Here is a 26,674-nt window from a genome sequence, read left to right as displayed (position 1 = left end):
CACGCCGGACACGCACGGATCACGCGGGACGGTCATCGTGACCGTGATCGTGGGGCTGTGAAAGGGAAGGACCCGGCTGTGCCGGCGGGTTTCCCTCACGTCCCACGACCGCGCGCCGCCCGTCCCACGGCGGCCCACCGACTGGAGAGAGCCCGCACCATGAACAGGTACGACCTGCTGGTCATCGGCGGCGGCAGCGCCGGCCTGACCGCGGCCCGCACCGCCGGGCGCTTCGGCGCCCGCACGCTGCTCGTCGAACGGGACCGGCTGGGCGGAGACTGCCTGTGGACGGGGTGCGTACCGAGCAAGGCGCTGCTGCACGTCGCCGCCGACGTCCAGGCGGCCCGCCGCGCCGCTGCCTACGGCCTCCCACCGGTGACCGGTCCGGCCGACCTGACGGCGGCCATGGCCGAGGTGAAACGGGCGATCGGCGCGATCGAACCGCACGACTCGGCGGAGGCACTCGCCCCGTACGGAGTCGACGTCACCTACGGCGCGGCGTCCTTCACCGGCCCGGGAACCCTGACCGCGGGCGAGCAGGAGGTCTCCTTCCGGTACGCGCTCATCGCCACGGGTTCCTCGCCGGCCCTGGTGCCGGTCCCCGGCCTGGCCGCGGCCGACCCGCTGACCAGCGACAGCGTCTGGGAGCTGGCCGAACTCCCGCGCCGCCTGGTGGTGCTGGGCGGTGGTCCCATCGGCTGCGAGCTGGGCCAGGCGTTCGCCCGGCTCGGCTCGCAGGTCACCCTCGTGGAGGCGATGGACCGCCTGGTGCCCCGCGAGGAACCCCGGGCAGCGGAGGTGTTGCGGGAGCGGCTGGAGACCGAGGGTGTCACCGTGCTGACGGGCTACCGCGCCGAGAATGTCGACGCCGATGCCGTCCACGGGCCCGGTGGCCCTCTCCCGTACGACGCGCTGCTGGCCGTCACGGGGCGCCGCGCCAACATCCGGGGCCTCGGCCTGGAGGCGGCCGGTGTGGAGCTGACCGACACCGGCCATGTCCGCACCGACGAGCGGCTGCGCACCAGCAACCACCGGATCTACGCCGCCGGTGACGTCACCGGCCGTTCTGCGTTCACCCACCTGGGCGGCGCGCAGGGCGGAGCGGTCGCCGCCGACGCTCTCCTCGGCGTACGCCGGCCCATCGACTACCGTGCGGTGCCCTGGGTGACGTACACCGACCCCGAGATCGCCCGCGTCGGCCTCACCGCCGACGAGGCGCGCGAAAAGTACGGCGACAGCGCACGCGTCCACACGCTGGAGAACGACCGGGTCGACCGGGCGGTCGCCGACGGCCGCACCGAGGGATTCACCACCCTGGTGCTGGGCCCGCGCGGGAAGATCGTCGGGGCGACGGTGGTGTCGCCGAGGGCCGGGGAGACCATCGCCCATCTGGCGTCGGCGGTGCGCCTGGGCTGGACGCCCTCGGACTACGCCCGCACCGTGCACCCCTACCCCACCTACGCCGACGGACCCTGGCATGCGGCGCTGGCCGACGTCTACGTTCGCCTGGCCCGTGGCAGCGGTCCCATCGGCGCGCTGCTGAAGCTCCGCAGAAGGGTGATCCGGTGATCCTCCGCATCGTCCTGGGCGGCGTCCTGGCGGCGATGGCGCTGGGCCAGTTCGCCTCGTTCGACGCGATGCCCGCCATCCTGACCACGTACGGACTGATGTCCGGCGCGGCCTCAACCGCTCTGGCCGTGGCCCTGATCAGCGCTGAGGCGGTGACGGCCGGCTGGTTCCTCACCCGGCCACGCTCCCGCGCCGCCACACCCGTGTGGCTGTACACGGGCGTCGCGCTGGTGTGGTCGGCCCTCGCCGCCCAGGCGTTCGCCCGCGGACTCGTCCTGGACAACTGCGGCTGCTTCGGGACCTACTTCGCCCAGCCGCTGCGCTGGTACGTCCTCGTCGAGGACGCCCTGATGCTGCTGTACGCCTGGCTGCTGTGGCGCGGACTGCGGCGGGCCAGGTCCGCCATCCTCACCGACCGAACCTCAACCGCAGCCCCGGCATCCCAGGAGAACCACTGATGCGGATCATCACGGCACTGCGCGCCCTCGAACATGCCACCCGCCCCTACGACACCGAGTTCGCCGAGGCCATGGAACGCCGCTGGGCGGAACTCCCCGAAACCGCCAGAACTCCCGGCCAGATCCTGGGCCGGCACGGCGTCGGCTGCGAGGGCACCCACGGCGTCTTCCCCAAGTGCAACCTCAAGTGCACCCCCTGCTATCACTCCCGGGACGCCAACCAGGTACGCGTCGACGGCCCCCACACCCACGACCAGATCGCCGCACAGATGAAGTTGCTGCGCCGGCTGCGGGGCCCCCGCGCCCACACCCAGCTCATCGGCGGCGAGGTCAGCCTGCTCACCCCCGACGACCACGCCACCGCACTGACGATCATGCGGCAGCACGGCAGGGAACCGATGAGCTTCACCCACGGCGACTTCGACGACGACTACCTCACCCGCCTCGCACTCGGCCCGGACGGCACACGGCGCATCGGGCGTCTGTCCTTCGCCGCGCACTTCGACAAGTTCATGTACGGCCGGCGCGGCATCGAACGCCCGCCGGACGAGAAGGCGCTGAACCCGTACCGGGCACGGTTCGCCGCCATGTTCACCCGTCTGCGGCGCGAGCACGGCGTGCGGTTCTTCCTCGCCCACAACATGACCGTCACCCCGGGCAACCTCGACGAGGTCGCGGAAGTAGTCCGCGACTGCCACGCCATGGGCTACGGCATGTTTTCCTTCCAGCCCGCCGCCTTCCTCGGCGACGAGCGGCGCTGGAAGGAGAAGTTCCGCGAGGCGACCCCGGACGCGGTGTGGGCGGAGATCGAACGCGGCGCGGGGACGCGGCTGGACTACCGGGTCTTCGAGAACGGTGATGTGCGCTGCAACCGCACCGCCTACGGCTTCTACGTCGGCCGCCGCTGGTATCCGTTCCTCGACGGCGGCGACCCGCGCGACCTCGCCGTACGCGACGCGTTCTTCCGCTACTTCGGAAAGGTCACCTTCACTGGCACCCCGCCCGCCCTCCTCGCGGCCAGGGTCCTGCGGGTGGTGGCCCGCCACCCGTCCACCGCGGTGACGGCGCTTCGCTGGCTGGCCCGCACCACCCGCCGCGTCGGGCTGCTGCGGCTGGTCCGCCACCGGAGGCGGGTGCGCCCGGTCACGTTCGTCATGCATCAGTTCATGGACGCCGACGTCGTCGCCCCGGCCTGGGAGATGATGCAGCGCGGCGAGCAGGCCGTGGAGCCCCGGCTGCGCGAGACCCAGGAGCGGCTGGCCGCCTGCCACTACGCCATGGCCCACCCCGAGAACGGCACCCTGGTCCCCGCCTGCGTGCAGCACGCCGTACTCGACCCGGCCGAGAACGCGGCACTTCGCACTCTGCTGCCGATCGTCGAGGTCCGCACCACCGTCGGCCGCTCGTCCGGCACGTCACCGAAGGAGAAGTAATTTCATGCGCATAGGTGTGATCACCGGATCGGGCAGCTACGACTGGCCCCATCTGGAAGGAGCCGCGGAGCGGATCATCGTCACCGACCACGGCGAGGTCACCGTCACCGAGGGACGCCTGGGGGACGCGGAGATCGTGCAGCTGTCCCGGCACGGCGCGGGTCACCACCGGCTCTCCAGCCAGGTCGACCACAAGGCCAACCTGGCCGCCCTGCTGGCCCGGCAGGTGGAGGCGGTGGTGTCGTTCACCGTCTGCGGCTCCCTCGACCCGGATCTGCGGCCGGGCTCGCTGGTGGTCTTCGATGACCTGTACTTTCCCTCCAACCGGCTGCCCGACAGCACCCCCTGCACCTGGTGCGACACCCCTGGCGAGGCGGGCCGCGGCCACTGGATCTTCGAGAAGCCCTTCAGCGAACCGCTGCGCCAAGCGCTGATCACGGCCGCCGGGCAGAGTGGGGTGCCCGTTGCGACGCAGGGTGTGTACGGGCACGTCGACGGGCCCCGGTTCAACTCACGCCCCGAGGTGGCCGCGCTGGCCGCCGCCGGCGTGAGCGCCGTCAGCCAGACCGCGGGACCGGAGGTCGTCCTGGCTGGTGAGGCCGAGTTGCCCATGGCGCTGGTGGGTTTCGTCACCGACTACGCCAACGGCGTCACCCCCGAACCGGAACCGGTACAAGCACTGCTGGACCGGATGGCGGCGAGCAAGGAGGTCTTCGCGACGCTGGCTGGGCACGCGCTGCCTTCCCTGAGCGCCGTGAGCGGGGCCGGTTTCGTCTACCGGTTCGACGCGTGAACGCCACCGGCCACCGGGGCACCCCCGCGATCCTGGTCATGGCGAAACCGCCCCGGCCCGGCACGGTCAAGACCCGGCTGCATCCCTTGCTGGGCCCGCTGCGCTGCGCGGAACTTCAGGCAGAACTCATCCGCCACACTGTGGAACTGGCCACCGCCCATGCCTCGCGGACCTACCTCGCCTACGCCCCGGACGACGGCAGGGACTCCATCAGCACGGCAGTGCCCGCCGATGTCCGATTGCTCGTCCAGCGCGGTGAAGACCTCGGACAGCGCCTGGCCGCGGCCGTCACAGATACCTTCGCCGACGGCGCGGGCCCGCTGCTGGTCATCGGCACCGACGCACCGACCCTCACCGGCGACCGCCTGAGCGCCGCGTTCACCGCCCTGGAACACCATGACGTGGCGCTGGGCCCGGCGCTCGACGGCGGCTACTACCTGATCGGCCTTCGAGCACCCCACACCTCGCTCTTCGCCCTCGACCCGGATGTCTGGAGCACGGAGCGGGTACTCGCGGCGACTTGCGCCCTCGCCGACGGCGAAGCACTGAGCATGGGAATGCTGCGTCCACTGCGGGACCTGGACACCCCCGAGGACGCCGCCGCGCTCCTGACGGATCCGGCGCTGCCCGCGCCGATCGCCGCCCTGCTCCAGTCCAAGGAGAGGCCATGACGCGGGTGTCGATCATCGTCCCGGTGCTGAACGAAGAGGCCACGATCCACGGTGCGGTGAGCTGCCTGTGCCGGGACTTCCCCGGCTGCGAGCTGATCGTCGTGGACGGCGGCTCCACCGACGCCACCGTCGAACTCGCCGCCCTCCACGCCACCGTGATCGGCAGTGAGCGCGGGCGGGCCCAGCAGATGAACGAGGGGGCCCGGCACGCGTCCGGCGACATCCTGTGGTTCATCCACGCCGACACCGCCATCGATCCCGAAGCCCTGGGCCAGATCCGGGCCGCGCTTGCCGACCCGGCCGTGGTCGCAGGCGGCCTCACCCTCCGCTTCGACCGCCGGACACCCGCCCTGAACTACCTCGCGTGGACATCCAACGCCCGCGCGCGGCGCCTCCACCACTTCTTCGGCGACCAGGCCATGTTCATCCGCCGCACCGCCTTCGACGCCCTCGGCGGCTTCCCCGACCTGGCCATCATGGAGGACCTGGAGATGTCGCGGCGCCTGCACCGCCGCGGCCAACTGCGCCTGCTGCCCGCCACCTCGACGGCCTCCTCACGCCGGCTGGTCGCTCACGGACCTGGCGCATGATCGCCTTCATGCAGTACCTCAAACTCCTCTACTTCGCCGGCGTCGACCCCCAGGCCATCCGCGCCCGCTACACCGCCGGTCCCCGCTTCCTGCGGACCCGGCGCCCGTCCGCGGCACGAATCAGCAGGACCTGAACGCCTTTCCTTCCTCATCTTCTGCCCTTCGACACTTTGGAGACCGACCCATGCGCATCGCAGTCTGCGGAGGGCCCTACGGGAACCCGTACGCCCTCCAGGCGTTCGTCGACGACGCCCGCGCCCGGGGCGCCGAGCGGCTGTTGTGCCTGGGCGACCTCGGCGGATTCGGCGCCGACGTGAACGCGTTGTGGCCGATCCTGACCGACAACAACGTCGAGTGCGTCGCGGGGAACTACGACGTGGCCATCGCCCGCGGCGACACCGACTGCGGCTGCGGGTACCGCGACGCCAAGGACAACGAGTACGCCCAACTCATCTACGACCACACGCTCGCCACCACCGGCCGTGACTTCGCCGCCTGGATGGGCACTCTGCCCACCGAGCGCCGGGAGACGATCGACGGCGTCGACGTCCACATGGTCCACGGCTCGACCCTGGCCTTGAACGACTTCTGGTGGGAGTCCCTCCCCGAGGAGCAACACCGCCTGCGAGTAGAGGCATCCGGGGCCGACGTCGTGCTGTGCACCCACAGCGGTCTGCCCTGGCAGCGGCGCATCGGCGACACCCTCGCCGTCAACGTCGGCGTGCTCGGCAAACCCGCCAACGACGGCCGCCGCGAGGCCTGGTACGCAATGCTCGACCTCTCCGAGGGGCACGTCAGCGCCGAACTGATCCCGCTCGCGTACGACTGGCGGGCGCAGGCCCGATCGATGCGCGCCGCCGGGCTGCCCGAGATCTTCGCCGAGACCATCGAGACCGGCTGGTGGACCACCTGCCTGGAGATCCTGCCGCCGCGTGAGCGTTCCCGGGGCCGCTACCACCTCTACCGCTCCACCCTGCCCTCCGGCTTCCGGCCCGCGGACGACGGGTGGGGAGAGGCCGCGCCCCAGGCCCTGGAAGGCGAGCGTCCGGTCGTGCCGCTCTTCGGCACGGCGTACTTCCCGTCACGGCTGTGGATCTACACCAACTTCCACTGCAACCTGGCCTGCGACTACTGCGCGGTCGCCTCCTCCCCGAAAGCTGCCGCCCGCACCCTGCCCACCGACACCTTCCGCGCCCTCGTCGACGAGGCCGTACAGGCCGGTTTCACCGAGCTGTACCTCACCGGTGGCGAGCCCTTCCTGCACCCTGACATCGTCGGCCTCCTCGACTACGCCTGCGCCGAACTGCCCACCGTCGTGATGACCAACGCGATGCTGCTGCGAGGCCGCCGCGCCGCCGGCCTCGCGGATCTGGCCGACCGCAAGCTCACCGTCCAGACGTCCCTGGACGGCGCCACCGCCCACACCCACGACCTCCACCGCGGTTCCGGCTCCTGGCAGCGCACCCTCGACGGCATCCGCCACCTGATCGGCCTCGGACTGCCTCCGCGCGTCGTCCTCACCGAAACCCCGGACAACACCCACGAGATTACCGATGTCGCCGAGCTGCTGGCCGGACTCGGCCTGCCCGCCGACCACTTCGCCGTACGCCCGCTACTGCGCCGAGGATTCGCCGAAAGCGGAGTGGAGATCGGCGAGGACTCCAGCATCCCCGAACTGACCGTCACAACCGACGGACTGCACTGGCACCCCGCAGGCGCCGACCTCGCCACCAGCCCCGATCTCCATCTCGCACCCGCCGGAACCCCGCTCACCGCAGGCAAACAACTGGTCACCGAGCGGTTCTTCACCGCCCGCCTCACCGACGGCACCCTGCCCCGCCCCGTCCACTGCGCCATCTGACCCGTACCCGTACAGAACGGAAGGGAAATCCACATGCCGCGACACGTCGCGATCCTCGGCGCCGGACCCGTCGGCCTCGACGCCGCTCTCGCCTGCACCGACGCCGGATGGCCGTTCACCGTCTACGAAGCCGGGGACACCGTCGCCGCCCACGTGCGGGCCTGGGGCCATGCACGCCTCTTCACCCCGTGGGACCTGAACGTCTCGGGCCGGATGCGCACCCACTTTCCGGACGCCCCGACCGGCGACGACTGCCCCACCGGAGCCGAGCTCGCGACCCGCCTGCTCGACCTCCTCGCCGCCCTGCCCGCCCTCGAAGGCCGGATCAGGCTACGCACCCGCGTGGCCGGCATCGCACGCACCGGTCTGCTCAAACACGAGCACATCGGCACCGACATCCGCGCCGCCGCACCCTTCACTCTCCTCCTGGACACTCCTGACGGCGAGGACACCGCCGAGGCGGATCTCGTCCTGGACTGCACGGGCACCTACTCCCACCCCAACACCCTGGGCGACGGCGGCATCCCCGCCCCGGCGAACGCGCCCTCGCCGACCGCATCACCCGCACCCTCCCGGACACCGGCGCCCCCGGCCGCTGGACGGGAACCGTCCTGCTCGTCGGCGCCGGGAAATCCGCCCAGACCGCGGCCAGCGACCTCGCCGCCCTGCCCGGCACCCGCGTCGAGTGGGCCGTACGCAGCCCGGCACCCAACTGGGGCGCCGTACCGGACGACACCCTGCCCGGCCGCCAGCACCTCGTGGACACCTCCCGGGCCCTCGCCGACGGCGCCAACGACCGGCTCACCGTCCACACCGGCACCCACGTCCAGGCCCTGAGCCCCGACGGTGACCGGGTGCGTGCCCGTCTCGCCACCGAGGGCGGCCCGCGCGAGATCGTCTGCGACCACGTCGTGGCACTGACCGGCTACACCGGCGACGCCTCCCTCTACCGGCAGTTGCAGGTTCACGAGTGCTACGCCACCGGCGCCCCCATCAACCTCTCCGCAGCCCTCCTCGGCTCCGCAGGCGGCGACTGTCTCGCCCAGCCGTCCGTCGGGATCGAGGCGCTGCGCAACCCCGAGCCGCACTTCTTCATCCTGGGCGCCAAGTCCTACGGCCGCCTCAACACCTTCCTGCTGCGCACCGGCTACGAGCAGATCGACCAGCTCACCGCTGCCTACACCGAAGAATCACTGCTGCTACCTGCCGGAGCGTAAGCGCGGTCACATACCTGCACGATGGGCGGCCGCGGGGCATGGTTGACTACCGCAACGAGCGCTGACCCGTCGTCACACGCCGATCGCTGTTTCATAGGTGTTCGCCTGTGAAACACCGCGCCGGCCGATGGCCGGGCTGCACGTTCTCTGTTTCATGGGTCGTTGCAAACGCATCGACAAACGAAACGGACACATGAAACACTCGGGGCCGTGAGCGACGACTTCAAGCGCGTGGAATCGCATCCCTGTCCGATGTCCGCCTGTGCGGCCCCTGCGGGCTCGCCGTGCCGCACCGGCAGGGGGAAGGTCGCCGTCCAGTACCTTACCGCCCGCTTCCGGCTGGTGCCCTCGCTCGCCAAGGCACTGACCGTCCCCGTCCCCGCTGTGCGCAGGCCCGGGTCGGCGTGGAGCGAACTGCCCCGCCCGGCCGAGGCCGGCACCGGTCCGGCCGGGCACGTGCGCCTGGGGTACGCCCGCGCGTCCACTGCCCGCCAGTCGCTGGACTCCCAACTCGACTCCCTCGCCGAGGCCAAGGTCACCCGCGTCTTCTCGGAGAAGATCTCCACCCGCGCCGCCAAGCGCCCCGAACTGGAGCGGGCCGTCGCCCTCGCCGGCGAACTGCGCGCCTCCGGCGTCCAGGTCACCCTCGTGGTCCACGAGCACAAGCGGCTCGGCCGCGGCATCGACCTGGCGACCCTGGCGGAGGGGCTGAAGGCGAGCGGTGTCGGGCTGGAGTTCCTGACCGGCGAGCTCCAGGGCTCCCACGACCCCTCGGGCGTCGTGTTCACCGTGCTGGCCGCCCTGTCCGGTATGGAACGCGAGTACATCCGCGACCGCACCCTGGAGGGCCATGAGTCCGCCCGCAAACGCGGCAAGACCATCGGCGGCGCGGGCGTCACCGACACCGACATGCTCTCCATGGCCCTTCACCTACGAGGCCAGGAACTGAGCCTGCGTGACATCGCCGCGCGGCTGGTCATCACCAAAGGTGCGAAGAAGGGACAGCACCCGTCGCCGGCCACCGTCATGCGGATGCTGCGCGAGCACGACGAGTCAGCATCCGTGGCGGCCGGTGGCGCGGGCGCGGACGGGTGAGCTCACGCGCGGCAGCAGCCGTTCGGCGTTCGGCGGGGATTGACGTACCGCACGTTACCGATTTCACGGCCGCCCGCAAGGGCAGGCACGGCGGCCGCCCCCCCACAACCCCGGCCTGGCCAGCATCTACCGGGTGCTCGCCGAGGGCGAGGGGGCCCAACGTACCCCGAGGCCGTCGAGCAAGCACGCACGGATTTCGCCGAACTCCATGCCGGAGACATCCCCCGGTCCCGGTCCGCCCGCCTGGAGTGTGCCGCTGAAAACCCGGCCTTGCCGCACGTTCGGCATCCTCGGAGCCGACGATCACCTACTGAGCGGTCCGGCCCCAGACGAGCCGGTGTCGGCGCGGGGTGCTCTCCTGCTGATGAGGACCCCCGGATGCCGCCCGCCCGGCAGCTGCACCCGACATTGCGGGCGTACGGTGGGTTGGAGGGCATGGTCTCCCACTGGAGGGAGTATGTGGGCATGGCGGACATGCGGCAGTGGGCGCGTCGGGGGCCTGCGGGATTCGCGCTTGTGGGATTCCGCGATGAGATCGGGGCTCTGAAGGCGGCGCTCGTCAAGGCCCCGGCGGTGGTGTTTGTCGACGGTGAGGCAGGGGCGGGCAAGTCCCGGCTGCTCGCGGAGGTGAGGCCGCTGGTCGAACGAGCCGGTGTCCCGGTGTTGATGGGATGGTGTCACCCTCTGCGTGAGCCGCTGCCGTTCGGGCCCGTGATGGACGCGCTTGGAGGAGCTGGCCCACTCCTGGAGCCATCGACCGTCCTCGGGTCCTCGACAATCGCTGCTGGCCGCCTACGTCCCCGAACTCGCGGCCGCCTTGCCGGCGAAGGTCGAGATGTTCGATCCACCGATACGCCAGGAGCTGGTACGAGCTGTCCACCAGGTTCTTGGCGCCCTCGGGCCCCTCGTCCTGGTCGTGGAGGACGTCCACTGGGCGGACGAGGCCACACGCGAGCTGCTGCTCCTGCTGGCTCGCAATCCGCCGCAGCAGCTGCGCCTCGTTCTCAGCTACCGCTCCGATGACCTGCCGGGTTCCGGGTGCGTGCTGGGGCCGCCGTACCGGCGGCCCGTGGGGGTCGGCGGTGTCGATCTGCGGATGGTCGCGTTCAGTGAGCGGCAGGTGCGGGAGTTCGCGACCGCGGTGCTGGGGGTGCCCGCCGCGCGGGCGGTTTCAGCGGAGTTGTACGCGCGCAGCGCGGGCCTGCCGCTGGTGGTGGAGGAGGATCTTCTGGTCTTGGCGGCCCGTGAGCCGCGGGCGGGCCGGGCGGCGGCCGTGCTCGCGGATGCGAGGGTGCCGCGTGCGCTGCACGAAGCGGTGATGAGCCGTGTGGAGGGCCTGGACGAGGACGCCTTGGCCCTCGTCCAGGCGGCGGCGGTGCTGGCGCGGCCGGCCGAGGAGGAGTTGCTGGCCGCGGTGGCGGACGTGGAGGGTGAGGCGGCCGAGGCCGCGCTCACGACGGCACTGATCGAGAAGGTCCTCGTCGAGCCGTCCTCGGGCCGCTACGGTTTCCGCCACGAGCTTGCCGCGCGGACGGTGTACGAGAGCATCCCGGGGCCGCGGCGGCGGCGCATGCACCGGCGGGCGGTCGAGGCGCTGACCCTGCGGGAACCTGTGCCGCTGCTGCAGATCGCTCACCACACGCGGCGTTCGAGCGACGCGGCGGCCTGGGTTCCCCGCGCGGTGGCCGCAGCCGAGCACGCGGTGCGCATTGAGGGACTCAACACCAGTGCGTTAAGCCTGTGACCTGCGGCGCAACCCCGGCGTGAACGTCGAACGGGACTCCTGATAGATCATCTTGCTGCCAAGCTCGGATGATCATCGGGAGTCCCGTTGCGCGATCAGTCTGCCACCACGCCCGCCATGCAGGTGATCCCGGGGGTCTACGCGCCGGGCCACTTGGGCGAGTTGACCCAGATCGTGGATTTTGCCCTGGTGGACGCCGTGCTGGAGGAGACCGGGGCGCGGGAGAAGCGGCTGCGGCTGCTGCCCGCCCGCGTGATGGTGTACTTCGTCCTGGCTCTCGCGCTGTTCGAGCACGCCTCGTACCGGGCGGTGTGGGGAAAGCTGACCGCGCACCTGCCCGCGGCCGTGATCGTCCGGCCAGCCGTCTCCTCGCTCGCCCGGGCGAGGCGCCGCCTGGGTGCCCGCCCCCTCAAGGTGCTGTTCGAGACGCTGGCGGGTCCTGTCGGCGAGCGCCACCGCCCCGGCTCCTTCTACCGGGGGCTGCGCACAGTGGCCGTCGACGGCACCAGTCTGCACGTGCCCGAAGACGCGCAGGTCACCTGGCTCTATCCCAAACGGGTCGGCGAGAAGAGGGAGTTCGGCTACCCGCTGCTACGCCTGCTGGTGATCGTCGAGTGCGGCACCCGGGCTCTGCTGGGCGCGGCCTTCGGCCCCGAGGCAACCGGTGAACTACCCTACGCCACACGCCTGTTGCACGTGCTAGACGCGTCGATGCTGCTGCTGGCCGACGCGGGCTTCGACGCCGTGCACTTCCTGGCCGACACCGCCGCGACCGGCGCCCACTTCCTGGTGCGCTCGGGCGCCAGCCGCTGCCCCACCGCCCTTCAACACCTCGCAGACGGCTCCTACCTGGCCCGCCTGCGCGCCCCCTACCGGGCCGGCCTGGGCTACTCGCCCCTGCCGGTGCGCGTGATCGAGGCCGAGGTCACCGTGACTCTGTCCGACGGCACCGTACGCACCGAGCAGTGGCGCCTGCTCACCAGCCTCCTCGACCACACCACCCACCCCGCAAGCGAACTCCTGCACCTCTACCACGAGCGATGGCAGGCGGAGACCGCCTATTTTTCGATCAAGGCCAGCATCCTGGACGGCCGCGTCCTACGCTCGCGCAGCATCGACGGCCTCGACCAGGAGGTCTGGGCACTGCTGACCGCCTACCAGGTGCTGATTCGCGCCGCTGCCGACGCGATCACCGACCAGCCCGCCCTGGATATGGACCGCCTCAGCTTCACCGTGCTGCTGCAGGCCGCCGCAGACACCGTCCTGACCGCCGCCGGCACCACGATCCAGGACAAGGCCGACCTGGTGGGAAGGATCGGCGCAGCGATCCTCGCCGACCTGTGGCCCGCGCACCGCCGACAGCGCGTCAAGGCCCGCAGCAAGAAGAACACCACCAGCAAATACGCCCCGAACGCGGGCAAGCACCCCCAGAGCGCACCCACCTACACCTTCAGCGCCAAGATCGGAATGCTGGAGAACGGACTCACTGCCCGCCCACGACGCTGACAGCCACGCAGGCCACGGTTGCACCGCAGGTCAACGCCCTAACGCACTGGTGTTGTTGAGGGACTCTGTCGGGGATCTTGGTTTTCCTTGATCACTGTCCTTGGCGCCACCAGCGGGGGCGGGGTAGTTCATGGTCGTCGAGATACTGCTGAAACGTCGTCGGTGGACGGGGTCGGTAGGCGGAGTCCTCTGGCTCTTGACTGCTGAGGCGTTCGATGTTGATGGCGATCGCGGTCAGGACGTGCTGGACGTGGGCCTTGGCCACGCCGTGGTAGCGGCAGCGGCGCATACGGTGGCCGTTGGCGAGCTCGTTCATGGTGCCCTCGATCCCGGAACGGGAGGCGTAGAGCCTCTGCCACTGAGGATCTTGCTGGTCGGCACGGTTCTGCGTCTGGAGTTCGTGAAGGTGGCGAGGGAGGAAGTTCACGGTGCGCGGTGCCTTGCCGCTGGTGCAGGAGGCGCGGACGGGACAGGGATCACAGTGGGCGGGATTGAACCGGACGATGGTGTAGGGGGCCATCGCGGGCAGTTCATACCAGTTGCCGCTGACCTTGCCGGCGGGGCAGGTGACCGTCCGGCTCTCGAAGTCGATAGTGAAGTCCTCCCGGGCGAACCCGGTGCCCTGCTTGCGCTGCCAGGAATTGCCGGACTTTACCGGGCCGACCATCGTCACGCGGTGGGTACGGGCGGCGGTGTCGTGAAGCACGACCGAGGTGTAGCCGCCGTCGACCAGGTGCTGGGCGGGCAGCAGGCACCGCCGCTTGAGCCGGCTATGGATGCCGGGCAGCGCTGTGCTGTCGTTGGTCGGGACGGTGGTGGCCACGTCCGTGATGACGTTGACGCTGCCCTCGTCGCAGGTCTCGGTGGCATGGGCGAGATAGCCGGTCCAGGTGCGGTGGCCACGACGGACGTAGCGGGCCTCGAGGTCGTAGGGGGACTCGATTCGCCGCCCCGTCGGCGGCAGGCCGTCCTTCTCCGCGCGCGGACGCCGCTGGCCTCGGGCATCGACGAGGAAGTGCTGCACCAAGATCTGCCGCAGAGCCTGCGCCGCGGGCATCACTGCTGCTCCGGGGCGGTGGCGCCAGATCCGGTCGAGGAGTTCGGCGGCGTCGGCGCCGGCCTGTTTGAGCCGGGCGGCCGGATGGCTGGGCTGGCTGACGAGGCGGACCTGGCGCCCGTAGCGCATCGCCCAGTCCTCGGTCACCAGGCCGTCGAGGAGTTCTGGCCCGGTGCGGGCGCACTCCTCCAACGCAGCGCGAACCGCTTCCAGTACCAGCTCCAACCGTGTCAGTTCACGAGCGGCGGCCCGCAGATAGGTGGAGTCGGTACGCTGTCGGCCACGCGCCTTGACCAGCCCGGCCTCCTTCAGCCTGGCCAGCGCCAGATCGAGCAGGGCATCAGCACGATCATCCTGGGCCAGCCGCTCGCGGAAGTCGGACAATACGCTGTGGTGGAAGCCGGGATCATCAAGATCCAGCGCGAGGGCGTACTTGAAGTCGATCCGGCAGCGCACTGCCTCGGCCGCCTGCCGGTCGGAGAGGTTCAGCAGGAACTGCAGCACGCATACCGTGGCGAGCTGGGACGGTGAGAGCCCGGGTCGCCCGTCTCGCGGATACCAGGCATCGAAGTCCTCATCGTGCCACAGCCCGTCCAGCCGGTCCCGCACCCACATCGCTGTCGTGCCACGGGGATTGCTCGCCCGAGCCACCCGCGCGGTCGCGGAAGGAACCTGCTCACCAGAACGCGGACGGAGGGACACTGGCTCACCTCAGAGAAGACGAACGGCTGTGACCAGCCGAGCCTGCCCGATCACCATGCCCTTCCGCCTGAGAATTCCAAGATCCCCGACAGAGTCCCTCACTGGGGACGACGGGGTCGCCGCCGGTCTGCTGCGCGAGCTCCTGGCCGAACCGCTCGTTGTAGCGGAGCAGCGCAGCGGTGCGGCGCTCGAACTCAGCCGCATCGCGGTTCGACGTGTGGACCAGGCGTCGAGCATCGCTTTGCTGAGCGAGTTGGCCGACGACACCGAGCTTGCGACAGCGATCCGCGGTGAGATCCGGATCAACCTGGCACGCACCCTGCTCAACCACAGCCCGGGCTACGGCGGGATGGAGCAGATGCAACGGGCGATCGGGGAGTTGGAGGACCGCCCCGATCTCGCCGCGATGGCGATGGCGCTGCTGGGTCTGTTCCAGCAGCAGAGCCTGGGCTACCGTGCCGGGGGGTGGATCGCCCGGGCCCTGGAGACCGTCGGGCGGTGCGACCGGCCGGTGGCACGGGCGACGGTCACGGCGACGGCTATCGCTGTCCTTGAAACGGACGCCGATCCGCGCAGTCTGGACCTGATCGAGGGCCTGCCGCGTTAGCATCCGGATCGCGACGTCCTGCGGCAGACCGCCCGGGCGCTGCACAACGCCGCGGACGCCTGTTATATGCGCGGGGAGGACGACCGTGCCCGTCGGCTGTCCGCAGAAGCGGGACCGCTGGCGTATCGCACCGGTCACGAGCCCCTGCTGGCGGCGCACAACGCCCTGGAGCTCCTCCTGGACCTGGCGGCGGGTCGCTGGCAGGGTCTGGACGTGCGCGCCGGGGCGATGGCCCTGGAGAGCGAGGAAGGTTCCTGGATCGCGTCGGAGGTGAGCTACGTGCGCGCGGTCCTGGCAACCGAGCGCGGGCACTGGAGCACTGCGAGGCAGGCGCTGGCATCGCTGGGGGCCCCGGATTTCCACAGCACGTTTTTGGGCCAGGCGGGCGCGGCCCTTGTGGCCCGGATCAGCCTGATGGAGGGACGCCCGCAGGACGCCTGGGACTCACTGCAGCCTGTCCTGGCCGTCTACCGCCGTCTGCAGCACTGGTTGTCCGCCACCGGACTGATCCCCGCTGCCGTGCTGGCCGCCGAACAGATCGGCCTGCACGATCAGGCCCGGCAGGTCGTGGACGAGGCGCAGCGCGGATTGGCCGGACGCAACGCGCCGGCGGTCGAGGCGGAGTTGCTGTACTGCCGCGGCGTCCTGGCGGCGTTGTCCGGGCCCAGGTACGGCACGGACCTGTTGGAGGAGGCGGCTGGTCGCTACCGGGCCATCGCCCGGCCCGTCGGCGCGGCCCGGGCTACCGCGAGGGCCGGGGAGCAGTTGGTGGGGGCGCACCCGCAGGAGGCGGAACGGTTGCTCCGGTCGGCGCTGGAGATCTTCGAGCGGCTGGGCGCGCTGGCGTCCGCGTCGCGGTGCGAGCAGGTGCTGCGCGAGGTCGGCCAGGACCGGCCCGGCCCAGGCGCGCGCCGACACTACGGCCCCGGCCTCTCCCCGCGGGAGCGGCAGGTGGCGGGGCTGCTCGTCGGGGGTGAGAGCAACCAGACGATCGCCGGGGCGCTGGGCCTGTCCCCGCGTACGGTGGAGCACCACGTCGCCAAGGTCCTCCAGAAGCTCGGCGTTCGACGCGATCGGGTAGGCGAGGTCTGGCACGATCGGGCCCAGGGGCCCGGCTGAAGGAGCGTCCGTTCCGCGAGCGGTGGGTGGATCCGCTTTGGGTACATGCACCGCACCCGCGCCTGTTCGATGTGCGCGGGGAAGTGGCGGGCCTTCGGCCGCTCGCCCGTGGCGGGGTTATCGACCCGCGTCACTGCTAACGGCGCTGTGTGCGATTGAGGTCAGGGCGTGTCGGCCTGGCGGGTTGTCTGATGGGTGATCACCTCTCGGCAGCGCGGTCGGAGACCAGGCCGGCTACGGCTGTGTAGGTCTCGTCGAAGTCTTCGCGGCGGCCGAGGAAGCGTTGCAGGGTGCGCCATTGCTTGTGCTCGGCGTTGGCGTGCTCCACGCAGATGCGCTCCGACGACTGCTGGTGGCGTTCCGCGTTCCAGGCCGCGAGTTCCTGGGTGTCGCGTCCTTCTTCGGTTTGAGCGGCGGAGCCTGGACCTGGTCGGGAAACTCCTTCGCCAGGCCCCGGTATCCGGCGTCGACCTTGGCTTTGACCTGTGGGAACTGCCTGAACAGGTCGGCGATTCCCTCGGTGCGCACCGCCGTCTGGTCGTGCATCCGCCCGGGGCGGAACGCCCCGGCCCACAGAGTCCGGCCCTGGCCGTCGGTGACGACGGTGGCCTTCTTGGTGTTCATCTTCTTTTTGCCCGAGACGAACGCACGTCGGCCGGGCTTGTTGGCGCGCGGGCGGCGGACCTGGACCTCGGTCCCGTCGAATCGCAGCTCGACGCCCTCGGCCGCCGCGTAGGCGAAGACGTCGGCCAGGGTGCGAAGCCGCAGCTCGGGATGGTCCTTGACGGCGAATCCGCGTGCGGCCAGCAGCGGTCTGATCTCACGGATCGCGCGGGTGACCGTGGAGCGGTCCACTCGGTACAGCTCGGCCAGGGCCGCGTGCGGGAGCTGGAAGCGCAGCGCCACCAGGGTCACGATGATCCGGTCCACGAACACCAGATCGTGGTCGGGGCCGGCCCCGGCCGCACGCAACCGCTCGTGGCCTCGGCGTTCACGCAGCCGGGATTCCTCGGCAGCAGTCCAGACGCCGGCGAGTTCGGCGACGAGTTTGCCGAGTCGCCGCGGCTGGAGGCCGGTGAAGATACGCTTGGACAAGGCCGTGCGGCCCGGGTGATGCGTCACAACACCACTCCACCGCACGGCCTGCTTCATGTCCGGGCAATACCACGATCGTTATTCGTACACCGCGCCGTAAGCCGTGATCGGTCGCGCGAAGCCTCGTGAGCGCAGACTCACGCGTGAACCCACCCTGACCGGCACGAGCCTTGACCTCGAGCCCGGCCAGCGGCCGACGCGGGCGGGGCGCCGCCTTCTTCCGTCATCGGTGGCTGCCTGCGCCGCCGCCGTCCGGCGCAGGCCTTGAAGCTCCCTGGACCGACCATCTCATGGCCCGCGCCCACACAGGCACATAACCCGGGCAGCACGCGGCTGGGGCGGTTACTCGGTGCTCATGGTCATCAATACATGAAGGAAACGTTCTGGAATCACCGGGCGGTTTACTCGCCAGAAACATTGACAGTGCCATCGCCCCTCTCGATGATGGCGTCCAGTTCACAGGGCTTTGCAGGGTCGGGTGCACCTTCGGAGCGGGAAGCGAAAAGCACGGAAGCAAGAGGTCTCAGGTTTCAACTCTTGTTGGCGGAACCTTCTGCCTTCGCCCGATTTAACAGACTTAGCTCTTCAACTCTTACTGCCTATTCCTGTGTCGCGCCTGCCCGGCTCGCCGACCGCAGATATTCCGCACCACCTTGGAGCTCACCATGCCTGGACTAGAAGTACCGCGGCGCAGACTTGCCGTGTCTTTCACGGCCGCACTCACCGCGCTGCTGTGCGCGGTGCCGGTGTGGGCCGCTGTTCCCGCGGTGGCCGCGGGGTCGCCGACGCCCGCGGTGACGCAGCCCGACGCCGGGCCCGCGGACCCGTGGGTCCTGACGAACACCTCCTTCAGTCCGGAGGACTACACCACGAGCCCGTTCGTGGGCAACGGCTACCTCTCGCAGCGCGTGTCGGCCGTCGGTCAGGGCTATCAGCAGTTCAGCGCCAAGTCCGGATGGCCGCTGTACACGCCCCGGAGCACGACGGCGCTGGTGGCGGGCGTCTACCAGGACACCAGTACCGCGACGAGCATCCAGGAGGAGTTGATCTCCGCGCTGCCCACATGGTCGACGATGAACCTGGGCGTCGGGGACCAGAACCTGGACGCGAAGGTGTCGGCGGCTCAGATCACGGACTACAGGCAGACGCTCGACCTGCGCAAGGCCACCGTCACCACGTCGATGACGTGGACGCCGTCAGCGGGCAAGTCGACTGCGGTCACCTTCGACGTCGCGGCCAACCGCGACGTGATGCACCTGGGCCAGGTCCAGGTCACCGTCACCCCCGCGTGGAGCGGCGGCCTCTCGCTCAGCGGCCTGATCGATGGCCAGGACGCGCAGCGCGTCAACCCCGCATCCCGGAGCGTGGACACCGCAGCCGACACCTCGACGGTCAACCTGGTCAGCCCGGGAACCAACACCGCCGTCACGGAGACTCAGCTGATGGTCGCCGGCCCCGGCGCCACCGTCTCCGCCCGCGCCGCGCTGACCCCGGCGGGCAGCGCCGCCACCGCCGGCGAGCAGTGGAGCGTCCCGGTGACGGCGGGTCAGACCTACACCTTCACCAAGTACGTCGGGATATCGACGTCCAACGACCCGGGCGACCCGGGCCAGGTGGCGGCCGCCACCGTCACCGCGGCCGCGGCCAGTGGCTGGACTGACCTGATGACCCGCCACCAGGGCGCCTGGTCGCAGCTGTGGGCACCCAACGTGGCGGTCACGGGCCGAAACGATGTGCAGACAGCGGCCAACAGCGCGTTCTACCTGCTCTACTCGAGCCTTCGCGCCGGGGTCTCGTTCAGCATCCCCCCTCCGGGCTGTCCAGCGACAACTACGCCGGCCAGATCTTCTGGGACGCCGACGTGTGGATGATGCCATCGCTGCTGGCCTTCCACCCCGAACTCGCCAAGTCCGTCGTGATGCAGCGCTACAACACCAAGGCCGCCGCCGAGGCGAACGCCGCCCGGCAGGGCTACGCGGGCGGCGCCTGGGCCTGGCACAACGGCCCGAACGGGAGCTGCACCGACTGCACGCACAACGAGGTCCATCTGGACAACGGTGTCGCCCTGGCCCAGTGGCAGTACTACGAGGCCACCGGTGACCTGCCGTGGCTGCGCTCGTACGGCTACCCGGTCATCCGCGACGTCGCCGCGTTCTGGACCAGCCGGGTCAACCAGACACCGGACGGCAAGTACCACCTCGCACGGGTGGACTCCGCCGACGAGTACGCCAACGGCGTCACCGACAACGCGATGACCAACGCCGGAGCCGTCATGTCCCTGCGCAGTGCGGTGCTCGCCGCCCAGGCGCTCGGGCAGAGCCCCGACCCGCGCTGGACGACGATCGCCGACAACCTGAACATCCCGGTCGACGCGGACGGCACGCACCCCGAGTACGTGGGCTACACCAACAAGACGATCAAGCAGGCCGACACCGTCCTCATGTCCTACCCCATCGGGTACATCACGGACCGCGCGGTTGCGGCGGCCGACCTCGAGCGGTACATGCCGCTCACCGACGTCGGCGGCCCGGCGATGACCGCATCGGTCGAATCCGTGATCGCAGCCATGGCCCGCGAGCCCGGCTGCGCGGCCTACACGCTCTTCGAGAACTCCTACAAGCCGTTCCTGCGCGGCCCCTTCCAGCAGTTCAACGAAACCAAGAACTCCGGCCCCTCCGCCGGCCAGGGCAACCCGGCCTTCGCCTTCGCGACCGGCGCCGGTGGCTTCCTGCAGACCTTCCCCTACGGTCTGGCCGGACTGCGCTGGCAGCCCGACGCCCTGGTGCTCGACCCCATGCTCCCCCCTCAACTGGGCAACGGCGTCACCCTGACCGGCCTGCAGTACCAGGGCAGGTCCGTCACCGTTGCCATCGGCCCGGCCACCACCACCGTGTCGCTCGCCTCCGGCGCGCCGATCACCGTCAAGACGCCCGACGGCAGCCACAGCCTCGGCCAAGGCGCCCCGCTCACCGTCCCCACCGCCAGGCCCGACCAGGCCCCCACCCTCAACCAGGCCCGCTGCCAGAGCGCCGCCGCATCCTCCTCCGGGGCCGTCAACCTGCCGGCCGCCGCCGTCGACGGCAACAACACCACCTACTGGTCCGCGACCTCGGCAACCTCCTCCCTCGCCGTGACCCTGCCCGCGGGCAAGCAGGCCGACCGCGTCGAGATCCACTGGGGACCCACGCGCCCGGCGAACTACCAGGCCTGGGTCCAGTCCCCGGCCGGCGACTGGACCCAGGTCGCCACCGGAGCCGTTGCGGCCGCCGGCGACCTGCAGGCCACATGGCCGAGCACCGCCGCCCAGGGCGTGACCCTGACCTTCAGCGGCGGGGCCAACGCCAGCGTCGCGGAACTGAACGTGCCCACCGCCGGCTCGGCGCACCTCCTGGCCGCACTGTCGGGCTCCTCGTTCACCGCGGCCGCCGGCCTGTCCACACCGGTCAGCCTCACCCTGACCTCAGACGGCGGGCACGACGCGACCGCGGTCACCGCCGCCCTCAACGTCTCCAACGGCTGGACGGCCACCCCCACCACGAGCACCACCGTGGCTGCTCTCGCCCCCGGCTCCTCCGCCACCGTGACCTGGAACGTCACCGCCCCTCGAACCCCGGCCCGGCCGCGGTGCTGACCGCCACCACCACCTGGCAGGACTCCGCGATCACCACGACACGAAGCATCACGGGCCTCGTCTCGGCCACCTGCCCCGCCGGCACCCCGTGCGAGACGGAGAGCGCCGCCCTCACCGGCACCTCGGTGGCCACCAACCACACCGGCTACACCGGCACCGGCTTCGTGGACCACTGGGGCCCAGGTGCATCCGCCGCCCAGACCATGACCGTCCCCACCGCAGGCAACTACAACGCCGTCATCCGCTACGCCAACGGCAACAGCGGCACCCGCACCCTGTCACTGACAGCAGGCGGCACCACCACCGGCGTCCAACTACCGCCCACCGGCAACTGGGACACCTGGGGCACCGTCGCCGTCCCCCTCACCCTGGCCAAGGGAGACAACCCCATCCAGCTGTCCGTGGGCCCGAACGACAACGGCCTGGTCAACCTCGACAGCCTCACCCTCACCGCACCACCGTGCGACGCCGGCACCGCGTGCCAGGCCGAAGCGGGCCTCCTCGCCGGCGGCGCCGCAACGGCCACCAACCACAACGGCTATACCGGCACCGGCTTCCTCGCCGACCTCTACCCAGGGGCCTCCGACACACTGCTGGTCAACGCTCCGCGCACCGGCACCTACACCGTCGGCATCCGCTACGCGAACTCCACCGGCGGCAAGAACGCCCCCTACGTGAGCAAGACCCGCACCGTCTCGCTGACGCTCGGCGGTGCCACCACCAGTGTTCAACTGCCGGTCACCGGCAACTGGGACACCTGGAACACCGTGACCCTCCCCGTCACCCTCCCCAAGGGCGCCAACCCCATCCAGCTGCTCGTCGGCCCCAGCAACGACGGCAGCGTCAACATCGACAGCATCACCGTTGATGTTGTGCCGTGCGCCACCGGCGCCGTCTGCGAGGCCGAGCAGGGCGCCCTGGCGGGCGGCACCCAGCAGGCCACCAACCACACCGGCTACACAGGGTCGGGCTTCGTGGACCACTGGGGACCGGGCACATCCGACACCCTGACCGTGCACACCCCGACCGCCGGCGCGTACACGATCGCGATCCGCTACGCGAACGGCCAGGGCTCCGCCCGCACCCTGTCGCTGGCAGCAAGCGGCACCACCACCAGTGTCCAACTGCCGGTCACCAGCAGCTGGGACACCTGGGGCACCGTGACCCTCCCCGTCACCCTGCCGGCAGGCGACAACGCCGTCCAGCTGCTCGTCGGCCCCAGCGACAACGGCTACGTCAACATCGACAGCATCACAGCGTCAGCCGGCTGACCGCAGCACGCACCCACACCGTTCCGGCCCGGGGAAGCCCCCCGAGCCGGAACGGTGCATTCCCAGGGCTGTCAGCTGCGCAGGAGCCCCGAGGCTCCGACCGGCCCCCTACCTACCCCACCCCGCCCCTGTGCGACGACCCCTACCCATCTGCCCCCCACGTCCGGGCCCAATTGATGGGGAAATCACCACTCCCACCCATGGATCCAAGGGGCCAAGGACGGTGTCCTGGATATCGACAGACAAAACGCCCGCAAAGGACCGCCCCGGGCGCCAGTGCGACCAGGAGCACCACATGAACGCACCCAACCTCCGCGCCCCTCGAACCGCAGCCATCTACCTGCGCTGCTACCCGTTCGACCTGATGGCGATGCCGGCCCACCGGTACGCCCTGCACCGCCTCGCCGACCAGCTCGGGCTCCCGATGCCCTCGGATTTCCTGGACAACGGCCTGCGATCCTGCGGGCCCCTGCCCGCCCTGACCCACCTCATCGAACTCGCGGCGCAGGAAATCATCCGGGTCGTCCTGGTACCAGGACCGTTCGTCTTCTCAGTTTGCGACACCAAGGCCCGCACGATCGTCGACCAGTTTCGGGGACTGGGCTGCCAGGTGATCGAACTCCCGCCGAACCGCAACAGAACTTGCGGGCGGACGCCCTCCGCAGGCGTACAGCTGTCATAGCAAGCCGATCACCACCGTCGCCGACCAGCACCTCACCGCGGCCGAGCCGCCCCGGCCCCGGCGTGGATCTCCTATTTCGACGCCGCCGAGCACGCCGGGTCTATCACGATTTCATGACACACCCGCGACTTGCGACTGCCGTCCTGGACGGAGGCGGTCAGTGTGCGGTTGCCCCCCAGAGGGGTTCTCCGGCATCGTTGACCACGGCGGCGATGCAGGGCTGCTCCTGGCCACCGTGGGTGGCGTGCTGCAGGAGGGCTGGTGCGCCTATTTCGAGGGCGGTGGCGGTGTCGTGGAGCATGGAGGCGACTGATTCCCACAGGGGGAGTTCGAGGATCTAGGTCTCGTGGTCCCAGCGGAACAGGGCGCCGTAGGACTCGCCGGGCCGTAGGTCGGCGATGAGGCCGTCCCCGCCGGGGTCCATGGCGATCGGCAGGAACCAGGGGTGGAACCGGGGCTCCGGGTTGCCGCTCGCGTCCAGGGCGGTTCCTTCCTGCTCGGCGACCAGCAGCCAGATCTCCCGGGTCTCCAGGGCCTCGTCCAGGCCCACCGGAGCGAACGACCCGGGAATCCAGAAGTCGGCGCTGACACCGGCCATGGTCCACCACCGGTGCACGTCGGCGGGCAGTGTGGCCCCGAGGTCCGCTTCGAGCGCGCGGAGCTCCTCCGCAGCGGCGGCAGGCCGCTCGGGGGCCCGCTGGCGGTGGCCTGCGAGCCAGGTGTTGATACGGGTCTGCGAGTTCCGCAGATCATGATCGTTCCAGGTCATGTCCGGCAGTGTCCCAGAGTGCCCTGACAGCGGGACCGCCGTCCCCGGCTGCGCCTTGCGCCCCTGTGCACCGCACCGGCGCTGTGCCTCTACACGCGCTCTGGGGTGGTGGGTATCGACGTCTGGTTCCGCTGGCTCTTCGGATGGGCCACGGTTGTGGGGGGCGGGCTTGGGCACTATCAGCGCATGGCTGATGACGTGGTTCCCTCACCTGAAGAAGTCGCTGCCGCGCAGACCGAGGCTGGCGGTTGGAGCCGTGCGCAGCTGAAGCAGTGGGGTATCCCGTGGCCTGCGCCGCGCGGCTGGCGTAGGTACCTGGAAGCGAAGTGGCGGGGCGAGGACGTCGTGCTGATACGTCCCGATCAGGACCCCAACCAAGACTCCTTGTTCTGAGGCTGACCAACCGGACCCAGGACCCGCTGCTGCTATTTCTCCCAGCGCATGCCGAGTTCGGACAGCCGGGCTGCCCGCTCAGCTGGGATGGTGGCCCTCCTCGGATGGGACAAGCTCGGGCCGGCGCAGCAGTGGATGTGCGAACACGTCCTCGGACTGGAACCCCTGGCACCGGAGGAACGGCCGGGTGCCGCACGCCGAGAAGGAGCGCCGGAACCTGGCCGCCGCCGCCCAGTACCGGGAGCGTGAGTCGAACCTCGATGTCCCTCGCACCCACCGAGAGCCGATCGTCCTGGACGACGGCACCACCGCGGAGATCAGCCTGGGCCTGTTCATCAGCAACAGCCGCACGGCTGCTGCATCCTCGCCCACCCGGCGAGGTCCTCACCTTGGGCGGCGATGCTGCCTGGCGCTGCTCCGAGTAGCTTTCCGCCGGCTTGGATGTGGCGCCGGGCCAGGGTGAAGGACCGCTGCCACTCCAGGGACCACCCCGTCGGGCACCAGGCCGGGTCGATGGCGTCCAGCGCCGCCTTGCGGTCCGGCGACAGCGCCCCGGCCCAGTCGAGCCCGCCCTCCCCGGCCTCGGCCCGGCGCTGGAGCGCCTCGGTGCGCCGCTGCGCAGTCCGTAGGTTCTTCAGGATCACCCCGACAGGCTTGGCGTTGAAGACGGCATCGCCTGGCGGGCAGGCGTGCCCGTGCTCAGCCGCGTAGCCGGCGGCAGCGGAACTCAGGTGAAGCGGCGCGATGGTGTCCCACCACGTGGTGTAGCCGATCATGCCGTTCAGCGGGGTCGATCTTGGGCGCATATCCATGCCGGGGGCTCATCGTGGAGAATCCTGCCTGACGGGAGGCCGCTGCTCTCCGACTGGGCGTCAGACCCCTTGCGACTTGCTGATTTGCTGATTTGATGCACATGATCGGCTACACCACGTGGCGGGACGTGACCAGCGGCGCAGCGGCGGGGTCGTAGCGGTGGCGTTCTGGCGTGCTGCCGCGGGGCTCCGCCCCGTTCCGGAACCCAGCCGTGCAGGTGACGCGGGAAGCCGGCCGCGCGGGCCCGGCACGGCGACAGCACCCGGCGCTTCGAGGGCCGGGCAGCAGCGCGCCGCGGTCCGTGCCCACCGGGCCGACTCGGCACGGAAGGGCGTGCCGTGTCGGCGGAGCTCCATGTGCCTGGACTCCGGGCCTGGCCAGAATTGACAGGCCAGTTGGCCAGGATCCTTGCCATCCGGGCGGACCACACGGGGACGCGGCGGGCCGCCCCAAGCGAGGGTCCTCCGGAACGGGGCGCGTGTGTCGTGTCCCGGAAATTCCCGAACTTCACTCGATCGAGTGACTCGCCCCGAATCCGATGACGCTACCCGCCGGCCCGCTTCATGATCATGACAGGGGCAGGCCTGGAGGCGGCGAGGCCCGGAGAAAAGGGGTAAGGACTATGGGCATCGTCAGGGCCGAGTTCAAGGAGAAGGACTACGCCACGGACCTCGTCCTTGAGGCCGTGGTGGAGCCGAAGGGCGCCACGGGCTACATGTTCTCCGGCACGGTCAAGGGCTATTGCCGCCTCAACCGGTCCTCCGAGAGCTTCGACAACACGGTGCAGGTCGAGCACGGCGCCACGTCGGGCGACTGGAACACCCTGGAGTACCGGATCACGGGCGACACCATCAACGTCCGGGGCGAGGGGCGCGGCTGGCGAACGAGACGGTCGACTTCAGGCTCGGCGTGAACGTCACCGCCATGGGGAACTACCACTACGGGTCGACGGTGACACTGGAGGCCGGCGGCCCCCTCCAGCCAGTCGTGGTCGTATACACGAAGACCGACGGGAACGAGAACAACTCCTACTACGTACGCTTCGAGGGCCACGCCTGGGCAGACGGCCCGACCGGCTACATCCTGCGGGGAACCCTGGATGCCGACAGCCAGGGCGGCGCCCTCACCCAGCAGTACGCGACGATCGGGCACAAATCCGCGTCCGGGAGCTGGAAGTACGAGACCTTCAAGACCGACGACGGCCTGAAGGACATCCTCGTCCGCGGGCAGCGCAAGGCCGGAGAGGGCATCCGTCTGGTCGTCGGCGCCACCAGCAATATCGCCAACCTGTACAGCTACGGCAGCGAGGTGGCCGCCATGCTCCCCGACAGGTTCTGACCCGGCCGCGCGGTGTCCCCGGCCGGGCCGCCTCGCGGATGCCTGCCCGGGGGAAGGCGGAGCACCACGCGGCGCCGCAGTGGCCGTCGGCCCGGGGTGCCCGGTTCCGCCGACTCGGCGGTCTGGCGCACCGACCCGGGGCGTTGGACCCGCCGGTTCGCCGCTGCGGGTCCCGTGCTTGCGCGTCCAACGGCATCGCCGTGACAGGCCGGGGCCAAGCCTCTCCTCGGCGCGGTATGTCCTGGCCGTTGTGCGGTGAA

At 70.4% G+C, this 26,674-nt stretch carries 25 protein-coding genes and 1 pseudogene; 22 read left to right on the top strand and 4 right to left on the bottom strand.

Annotated features, from left to right (window positions below; all coding sequences use genetic code 11):
* Window positions 1-159 precede the first annotated feature (159 nt).
* From ACXKR8_RS00915 to ACXKR8_RS00855, 13 genes are all read left to right on the top strand, one after another.
* Window positions 160-1,569, top strand: a complete 1,410-nt coding sequence (locus ACXKR8_RS00915) for a dihydrolipoyl dehydrogenase family protein (RefSeq protein ID WP_458270996.1) — start codon at window positions 160-162, stop codon at window positions 1,567-1,569.
* Window positions 1,566-2,027, top strand: a complete 462-nt coding sequence (locus tag ACXKR8_RS00910) for a MauE/DoxX family redox-associated membrane protein (RefSeq protein WP_458270995.1) — start codon at window positions 1,566-1,568, stop codon at window positions 2,025-2,027. Before ACXKR8_RS00915 ends, ACXKR8_RS00910 begins: the two co-directional genes overlap by 4 nt.
* Window positions 2,027-3,460, top strand: coding sequence for a radical SAM domain-containing protein (locus ACXKR8_RS00905; RefSeq protein WP_458270994.1), 1,434 nt, complete (start codon window positions 2,027-2,029; stop codon window positions 3,458-3,460). Before ACXKR8_RS00910 ends, ACXKR8_RS00905 begins: the two co-directional genes overlap by 1 nt.
* 4 nt (window positions 3,461-3,464) lie before the next feature.
* Window positions 3,465-4,253, top strand: a complete 789-nt coding sequence (locus tag ACXKR8_RS00900) for an MTAP family purine nucleoside phosphorylase (protein ID WP_458270993.1) — start codon at window positions 3,465-3,467, stop codon at window positions 4,251-4,253.
* The gene (locus tag ACXKR8_RS00895) at window positions 4,250-4,924 is read left to right on the top strand and encodes a TIGR04282 family arsenosugar biosynthesis glycosyltransferase (RefSeq protein WP_458270992.1); all 675 of its coding nucleotides are present in this window, start codon (window positions 4,250-4,252) and stop codon (window positions 4,922-4,924) included. The genes ACXKR8_RS00900 and ACXKR8_RS00895 overlap by 4 nt, the downstream gene beginning before the upstream one ends.
* On the top strand, window positions 4,921-5,514 hold the full coding sequence (locus ACXKR8_RS00890; RefSeq protein ID WP_462100218.1) for a TIGR04283 family arsenosugar biosynthesis glycosyltransferase: 594 nt from the start codon (window positions 4,921-4,923) through the stop codon (window positions 5,512-5,514). The genes ACXKR8_RS00895 and ACXKR8_RS00890 overlap by 4 nt, the downstream gene beginning before the upstream one ends.
* Window positions 5,511-5,648 (top strand): hypothetical protein, encoded by a 138-nt coding sequence (locus tag ACXKR8_RS00885; protein ID WP_462100217.1) that lies wholly within the window; start codon window positions 5,511-5,513, stop codon window positions 5,646-5,648. The genes ACXKR8_RS00890 and ACXKR8_RS00885 overlap by 4 nt, the downstream gene beginning before the upstream one ends.
* Window positions 5,649-5,698: 50 nt before the next feature.
* Window positions 5,699-7,375 (top strand): radical SAM protein, encoded by a 1,677-nt coding sequence (locus ACXKR8_RS00880; RefSeq protein WP_458270990.1) that lies wholly within the window; start codon window positions 5,699-5,701, stop codon window positions 7,373-7,375.
* A gap of 33 nt (window positions 7,376-7,408) precedes the next feature.
* On the top strand, window positions 7,409-8,212 hold the full coding sequence (locus ACXKR8_RS00875; protein WP_462100216.1) for a hypothetical protein: 804 nt from the start codon (window positions 7,409-7,411) through the stop codon (window positions 8,210-8,212).
* The gene (locus ACXKR8_RS00870) at window positions 8,134-8,592 is read left to right on the top strand and encodes a hypothetical protein (protein ID WP_462100215.1); all 459 of its coding nucleotides are present in this window, start codon (window positions 8,134-8,136) and stop codon (window positions 8,590-8,592) included. Before ACXKR8_RS00875 ends, ACXKR8_RS00870 begins: the two co-directional genes overlap by 79 nt.
* 210 nt (window positions 8,593-8,802) lie before the next feature.
* Window positions 8,803-9,687, top strand: a complete 885-nt coding sequence (locus ACXKR8_RS00865; RefSeq protein WP_458270988.1) for a recombinase family protein — start codon at window positions 8,803-8,805, stop codon at window positions 9,685-9,687.
* 724 nt (window positions 9,688-10,411) lie between these two features.
* Entirely contained in the window at window positions 10,412-11,431 is a 1,020-nt protein-coding gene (locus ACXKR8_RS00860) for an AAA family ATPase (protein ID WP_462100214.1), read from the top strand.
* A gap of 87 nt (window positions 11,432-11,518) precedes the next feature.
* A complete protein-coding gene (locus tag ACXKR8_RS00855; RefSeq protein WP_458267007.1) occupies window positions 11,519-12,937 on the top strand; it encodes an IS4 family transposase in 1,419 nt (472 codons plus the stop codon).
* A gap of 91 nt (window positions 12,938-13,028) precedes the next feature.
* Here ACXKR8_RS00855 and ACXKR8_RS00850 read toward each other — a convergent pair whose 3' ends face one another.
* On the bottom strand, window positions 13,029-14,645 hold the full coding sequence (locus ACXKR8_RS00850; protein ID WP_458275274.1) for an IS1182 family transposase: 1,617 nt from the start codon (window positions 14,643-14,645) through the stop codon (window positions 13,029-13,031).
* Window positions 14,646-14,724: 79 nt separating this feature from the next.
* On the opposite strand from ACXKR8_RS00850, the gene ACXKR8_RS00845 reads away from it, so the two are divergent.
* Window positions 14,725-15,303, top strand: coding sequence for a hypothetical protein (locus ACXKR8_RS00845; RefSeq protein WP_458270986.1), 579 nt, complete (start codon window positions 14,725-14,727; stop codon window positions 15,301-15,303).
* 66 nt (window positions 15,304-15,369) lie between these two features.
* On the top strand, window positions 15,370-16,422 hold the full coding sequence (locus tag ACXKR8_RS00840) for a helix-turn-helix transcriptional regulator (protein ID WP_458270985.1): 1,053 nt from the start codon (window positions 15,370-15,372) through the stop codon (window positions 16,420-16,422).
* 199 nt (window positions 16,423-16,621) lie between these two features.
* Here the strand turns inward: ACXKR8_RS00840 and ACXKR8_RS00835 are convergent.
* Window positions 16,622-17,574, bottom strand: a pseudogene (locus ACXKR8_RS00835) (transposase).
* A 644-nt stretch (window positions 17,575-18,218) separates the two neighbouring features.
* Between ACXKR8_RS00835 and ACXKR8_RS00830 the strand changes: the two are divergent.
* The 4 genes from ACXKR8_RS00830 to ACXKR8_RS00815 all read left to right on the top strand — a co-directional run bounded on the left by ACXKR8_RS00830 (window position 18,219) and on the right by ACXKR8_RS00815 (window position 23,101).
* Window positions 18,219-19,388 (top strand): hypothetical protein, encoded by a 1,170-nt coding sequence (locus ACXKR8_RS00830; protein ID WP_462100213.1) that lies wholly within the window; start codon window positions 18,219-18,221, stop codon window positions 19,386-19,388.
* A complete protein-coding gene (locus ACXKR8_RS00825; RefSeq protein WP_462100212.1) occupies window positions 19,379-21,148 on the top strand; it encodes a glycosyl hydrolase family 65 protein in 1,770 nt (589 codons plus the stop codon). The genes ACXKR8_RS00830 and ACXKR8_RS00825 overlap by 10 nt, the downstream gene beginning before the upstream one ends.
* Complete coding sequence (locus ACXKR8_RS00820; protein ID WP_462100211.1) at window positions 21,142-22,419, top strand: carbohydrate-binding protein; 1,278 nt, start codon at window positions 21,142-21,144, stop codon at window positions 22,417-22,419. The genes ACXKR8_RS00825 and ACXKR8_RS00820 overlap by 7 nt, the downstream gene beginning before the upstream one ends.
* Before the next feature lie 295 nt (window positions 22,420-22,714).
* The gene (locus ACXKR8_RS00815; RefSeq protein WP_458270983.1) at window positions 22,715-23,101 is read left to right on the top strand and encodes a hypothetical protein; all 387 of its coding nucleotides are present in this window, start codon (window positions 22,715-22,717) and stop codon (window positions 23,099-23,101) included.
* 337 nt (window positions 23,102-23,438) lie between these two features.
* On the opposite strand, the gene ACXKR8_RS00810 is transcribed toward ACXKR8_RS00815, so the two are convergent.
* Window positions 23,439-23,870: an SMI1/KNR4 family protein gene (locus ACXKR8_RS00810; protein ID WP_458270982.1), complete on the bottom strand. Its 432-nt coding sequence runs from the start codon at window positions 23,868-23,870 to the stop codon at window positions 23,439-23,441.
* 108 nt (window positions 23,871-23,978) lie between these two features.
* Here ACXKR8_RS00810 and ACXKR8_RS00805 point away from each other — a divergent pair, with 108 nt between their 5' ends.
* Window positions 23,979-24,263 carry a hypothetical protein gene (locus ACXKR8_RS00805; RefSeq protein WP_462100210.1) on the top strand — a complete coding sequence of 95 codons (285 nt, stop codon included), beginning with the start codon at window positions 23,979-23,981 and terminating at the stop codon, window positions 24,261-24,263.
* 335 nt (window positions 24,264-24,598) lie between these two features.
* Here ACXKR8_RS00805 and ACXKR8_RS00800 read toward each other — a convergent pair whose 3' ends face one another.
* A complete protein-coding gene (locus ACXKR8_RS00800; RefSeq protein WP_458270980.1) occupies window positions 24,599-25,075 on the bottom strand; it encodes a helicase associated domain-containing protein in 477 nt (158 codons plus the stop codon).
* Window positions 25,076-25,698: 623 nt separating this feature from the next.
* On the opposite strand from ACXKR8_RS00800, the gene ACXKR8_RS00795 reads away from it, so the two are divergent.
* Window positions 25,699-25,989: a hypothetical protein gene (locus ACXKR8_RS00795; protein WP_462100209.1), complete on the top strand. Its 291-nt coding sequence runs from the start codon at window positions 25,699-25,701 to the stop codon at window positions 25,987-25,989.
* Window positions 25,986-26,414 carry a hypothetical protein gene (locus tag ACXKR8_RS00790; protein WP_462100208.1) on the top strand — a complete coding sequence of 143 codons (429 nt, stop codon included), beginning with the start codon at window positions 25,986-25,988 and terminating at the stop codon, window positions 26,412-26,414. The genes ACXKR8_RS00795 and ACXKR8_RS00790 overlap by 4 nt, the downstream gene beginning before the upstream one ends.
* The last annotated feature ends 260 nt before the right edge of the window (window positions 26,415-26,674 follow it).

The sequence above is a fragment of the Streptacidiphilus sp. PAMC 29251 genome (assembly GCF_054208735.2).
Note: the sequence above shows the minus strand (reverse complement) of the source record. Positions and strands in the feature narration are given on the sequence as shown.

Excerpts from the sequence above, each read along its gene's own strand:
- ACXKR8_RS00915 (WP_458270996.1), top strand. The coding sequence starts at position 160 with ATGAACAGGTACGACCTGCTGGTCATCGGCGGCGGCAGCGCCGGCCTG.
- ACXKR8_RS00905 (WP_458270994.1), top strand. The coding sequence starts at position 2,027 with ATGCGGATCATCACGGCACTGCGCGCCCTCGAACATGCCACCCGCCCC.
- ACXKR8_RS00900 (WP_458270993.1), top strand. The coding sequence starts at position 3,465 with ATGCGCATAGGTGTGATCACCGGATCGGGCAGCTACGACTGGCCCCAT.
- ACXKR8_RS00890 (WP_462100218.1), top strand. The coding sequence starts at position 4,921 with ATGACGCGGGTGTCGATCATCGTCCCGGTGCTGAACGAAGAGGCCACG.
- ACXKR8_RS00885 (WP_462100217.1), top strand. The coding sequence starts at position 5,511 with ATGATCGCCTTCATGCAGTACCTCAAACTCCTCTACTTCGCCGGCGTC.
- ACXKR8_RS00880 (WP_458270990.1), top strand. The coding sequence starts at position 5,699 with ATGCGCATCGCAGTCTGCGGAGGGCCCTACGGGAACCCGTACGCCCTC.
- ACXKR8_RS00875 (WP_462100216.1), top strand. The coding sequence starts at position 7,409 with ATGCCGCGACACGTCGCGATCCTCGGCGCCGGACCCGTCGGCCTCGAC.
- ACXKR8_RS00840 (WP_458270985.1), top strand. The coding sequence starts at position 15,370 with ATGCGCGGGGAGGACGACCGTGCCCGTCGGCTGTCCGCAGAAGCGGGA.
- ACXKR8_RS00815 (WP_458270983.1), top strand. The coding sequence starts at position 22,715 with ATGAACGCACCCAACCTCCGCGCCCCTCGAACCGCAGCCATCTACCTG.
- ACXKR8_RS00810 (WP_458270982.1), bottom strand. The coding sequence starts at position 23,870 with ATGACCTGGAACGATCATGATCTGCGGAACTCGCAGACCCGTATCAAC.
- ACXKR8_RS00800 (WP_458270980.1), bottom strand. The coding sequence starts at position 25,075 with ATGGATATGCGCCCAAGATCGACCCCGCTGAACGGCATGATCGGCTAC.
- ACXKR8_RS00795 (WP_462100209.1), top strand. The coding sequence starts at position 25,699 with ATGGGCATCGTCAGGGCCGAGTTCAAGGAGAAGGACTACGCCACGGAC.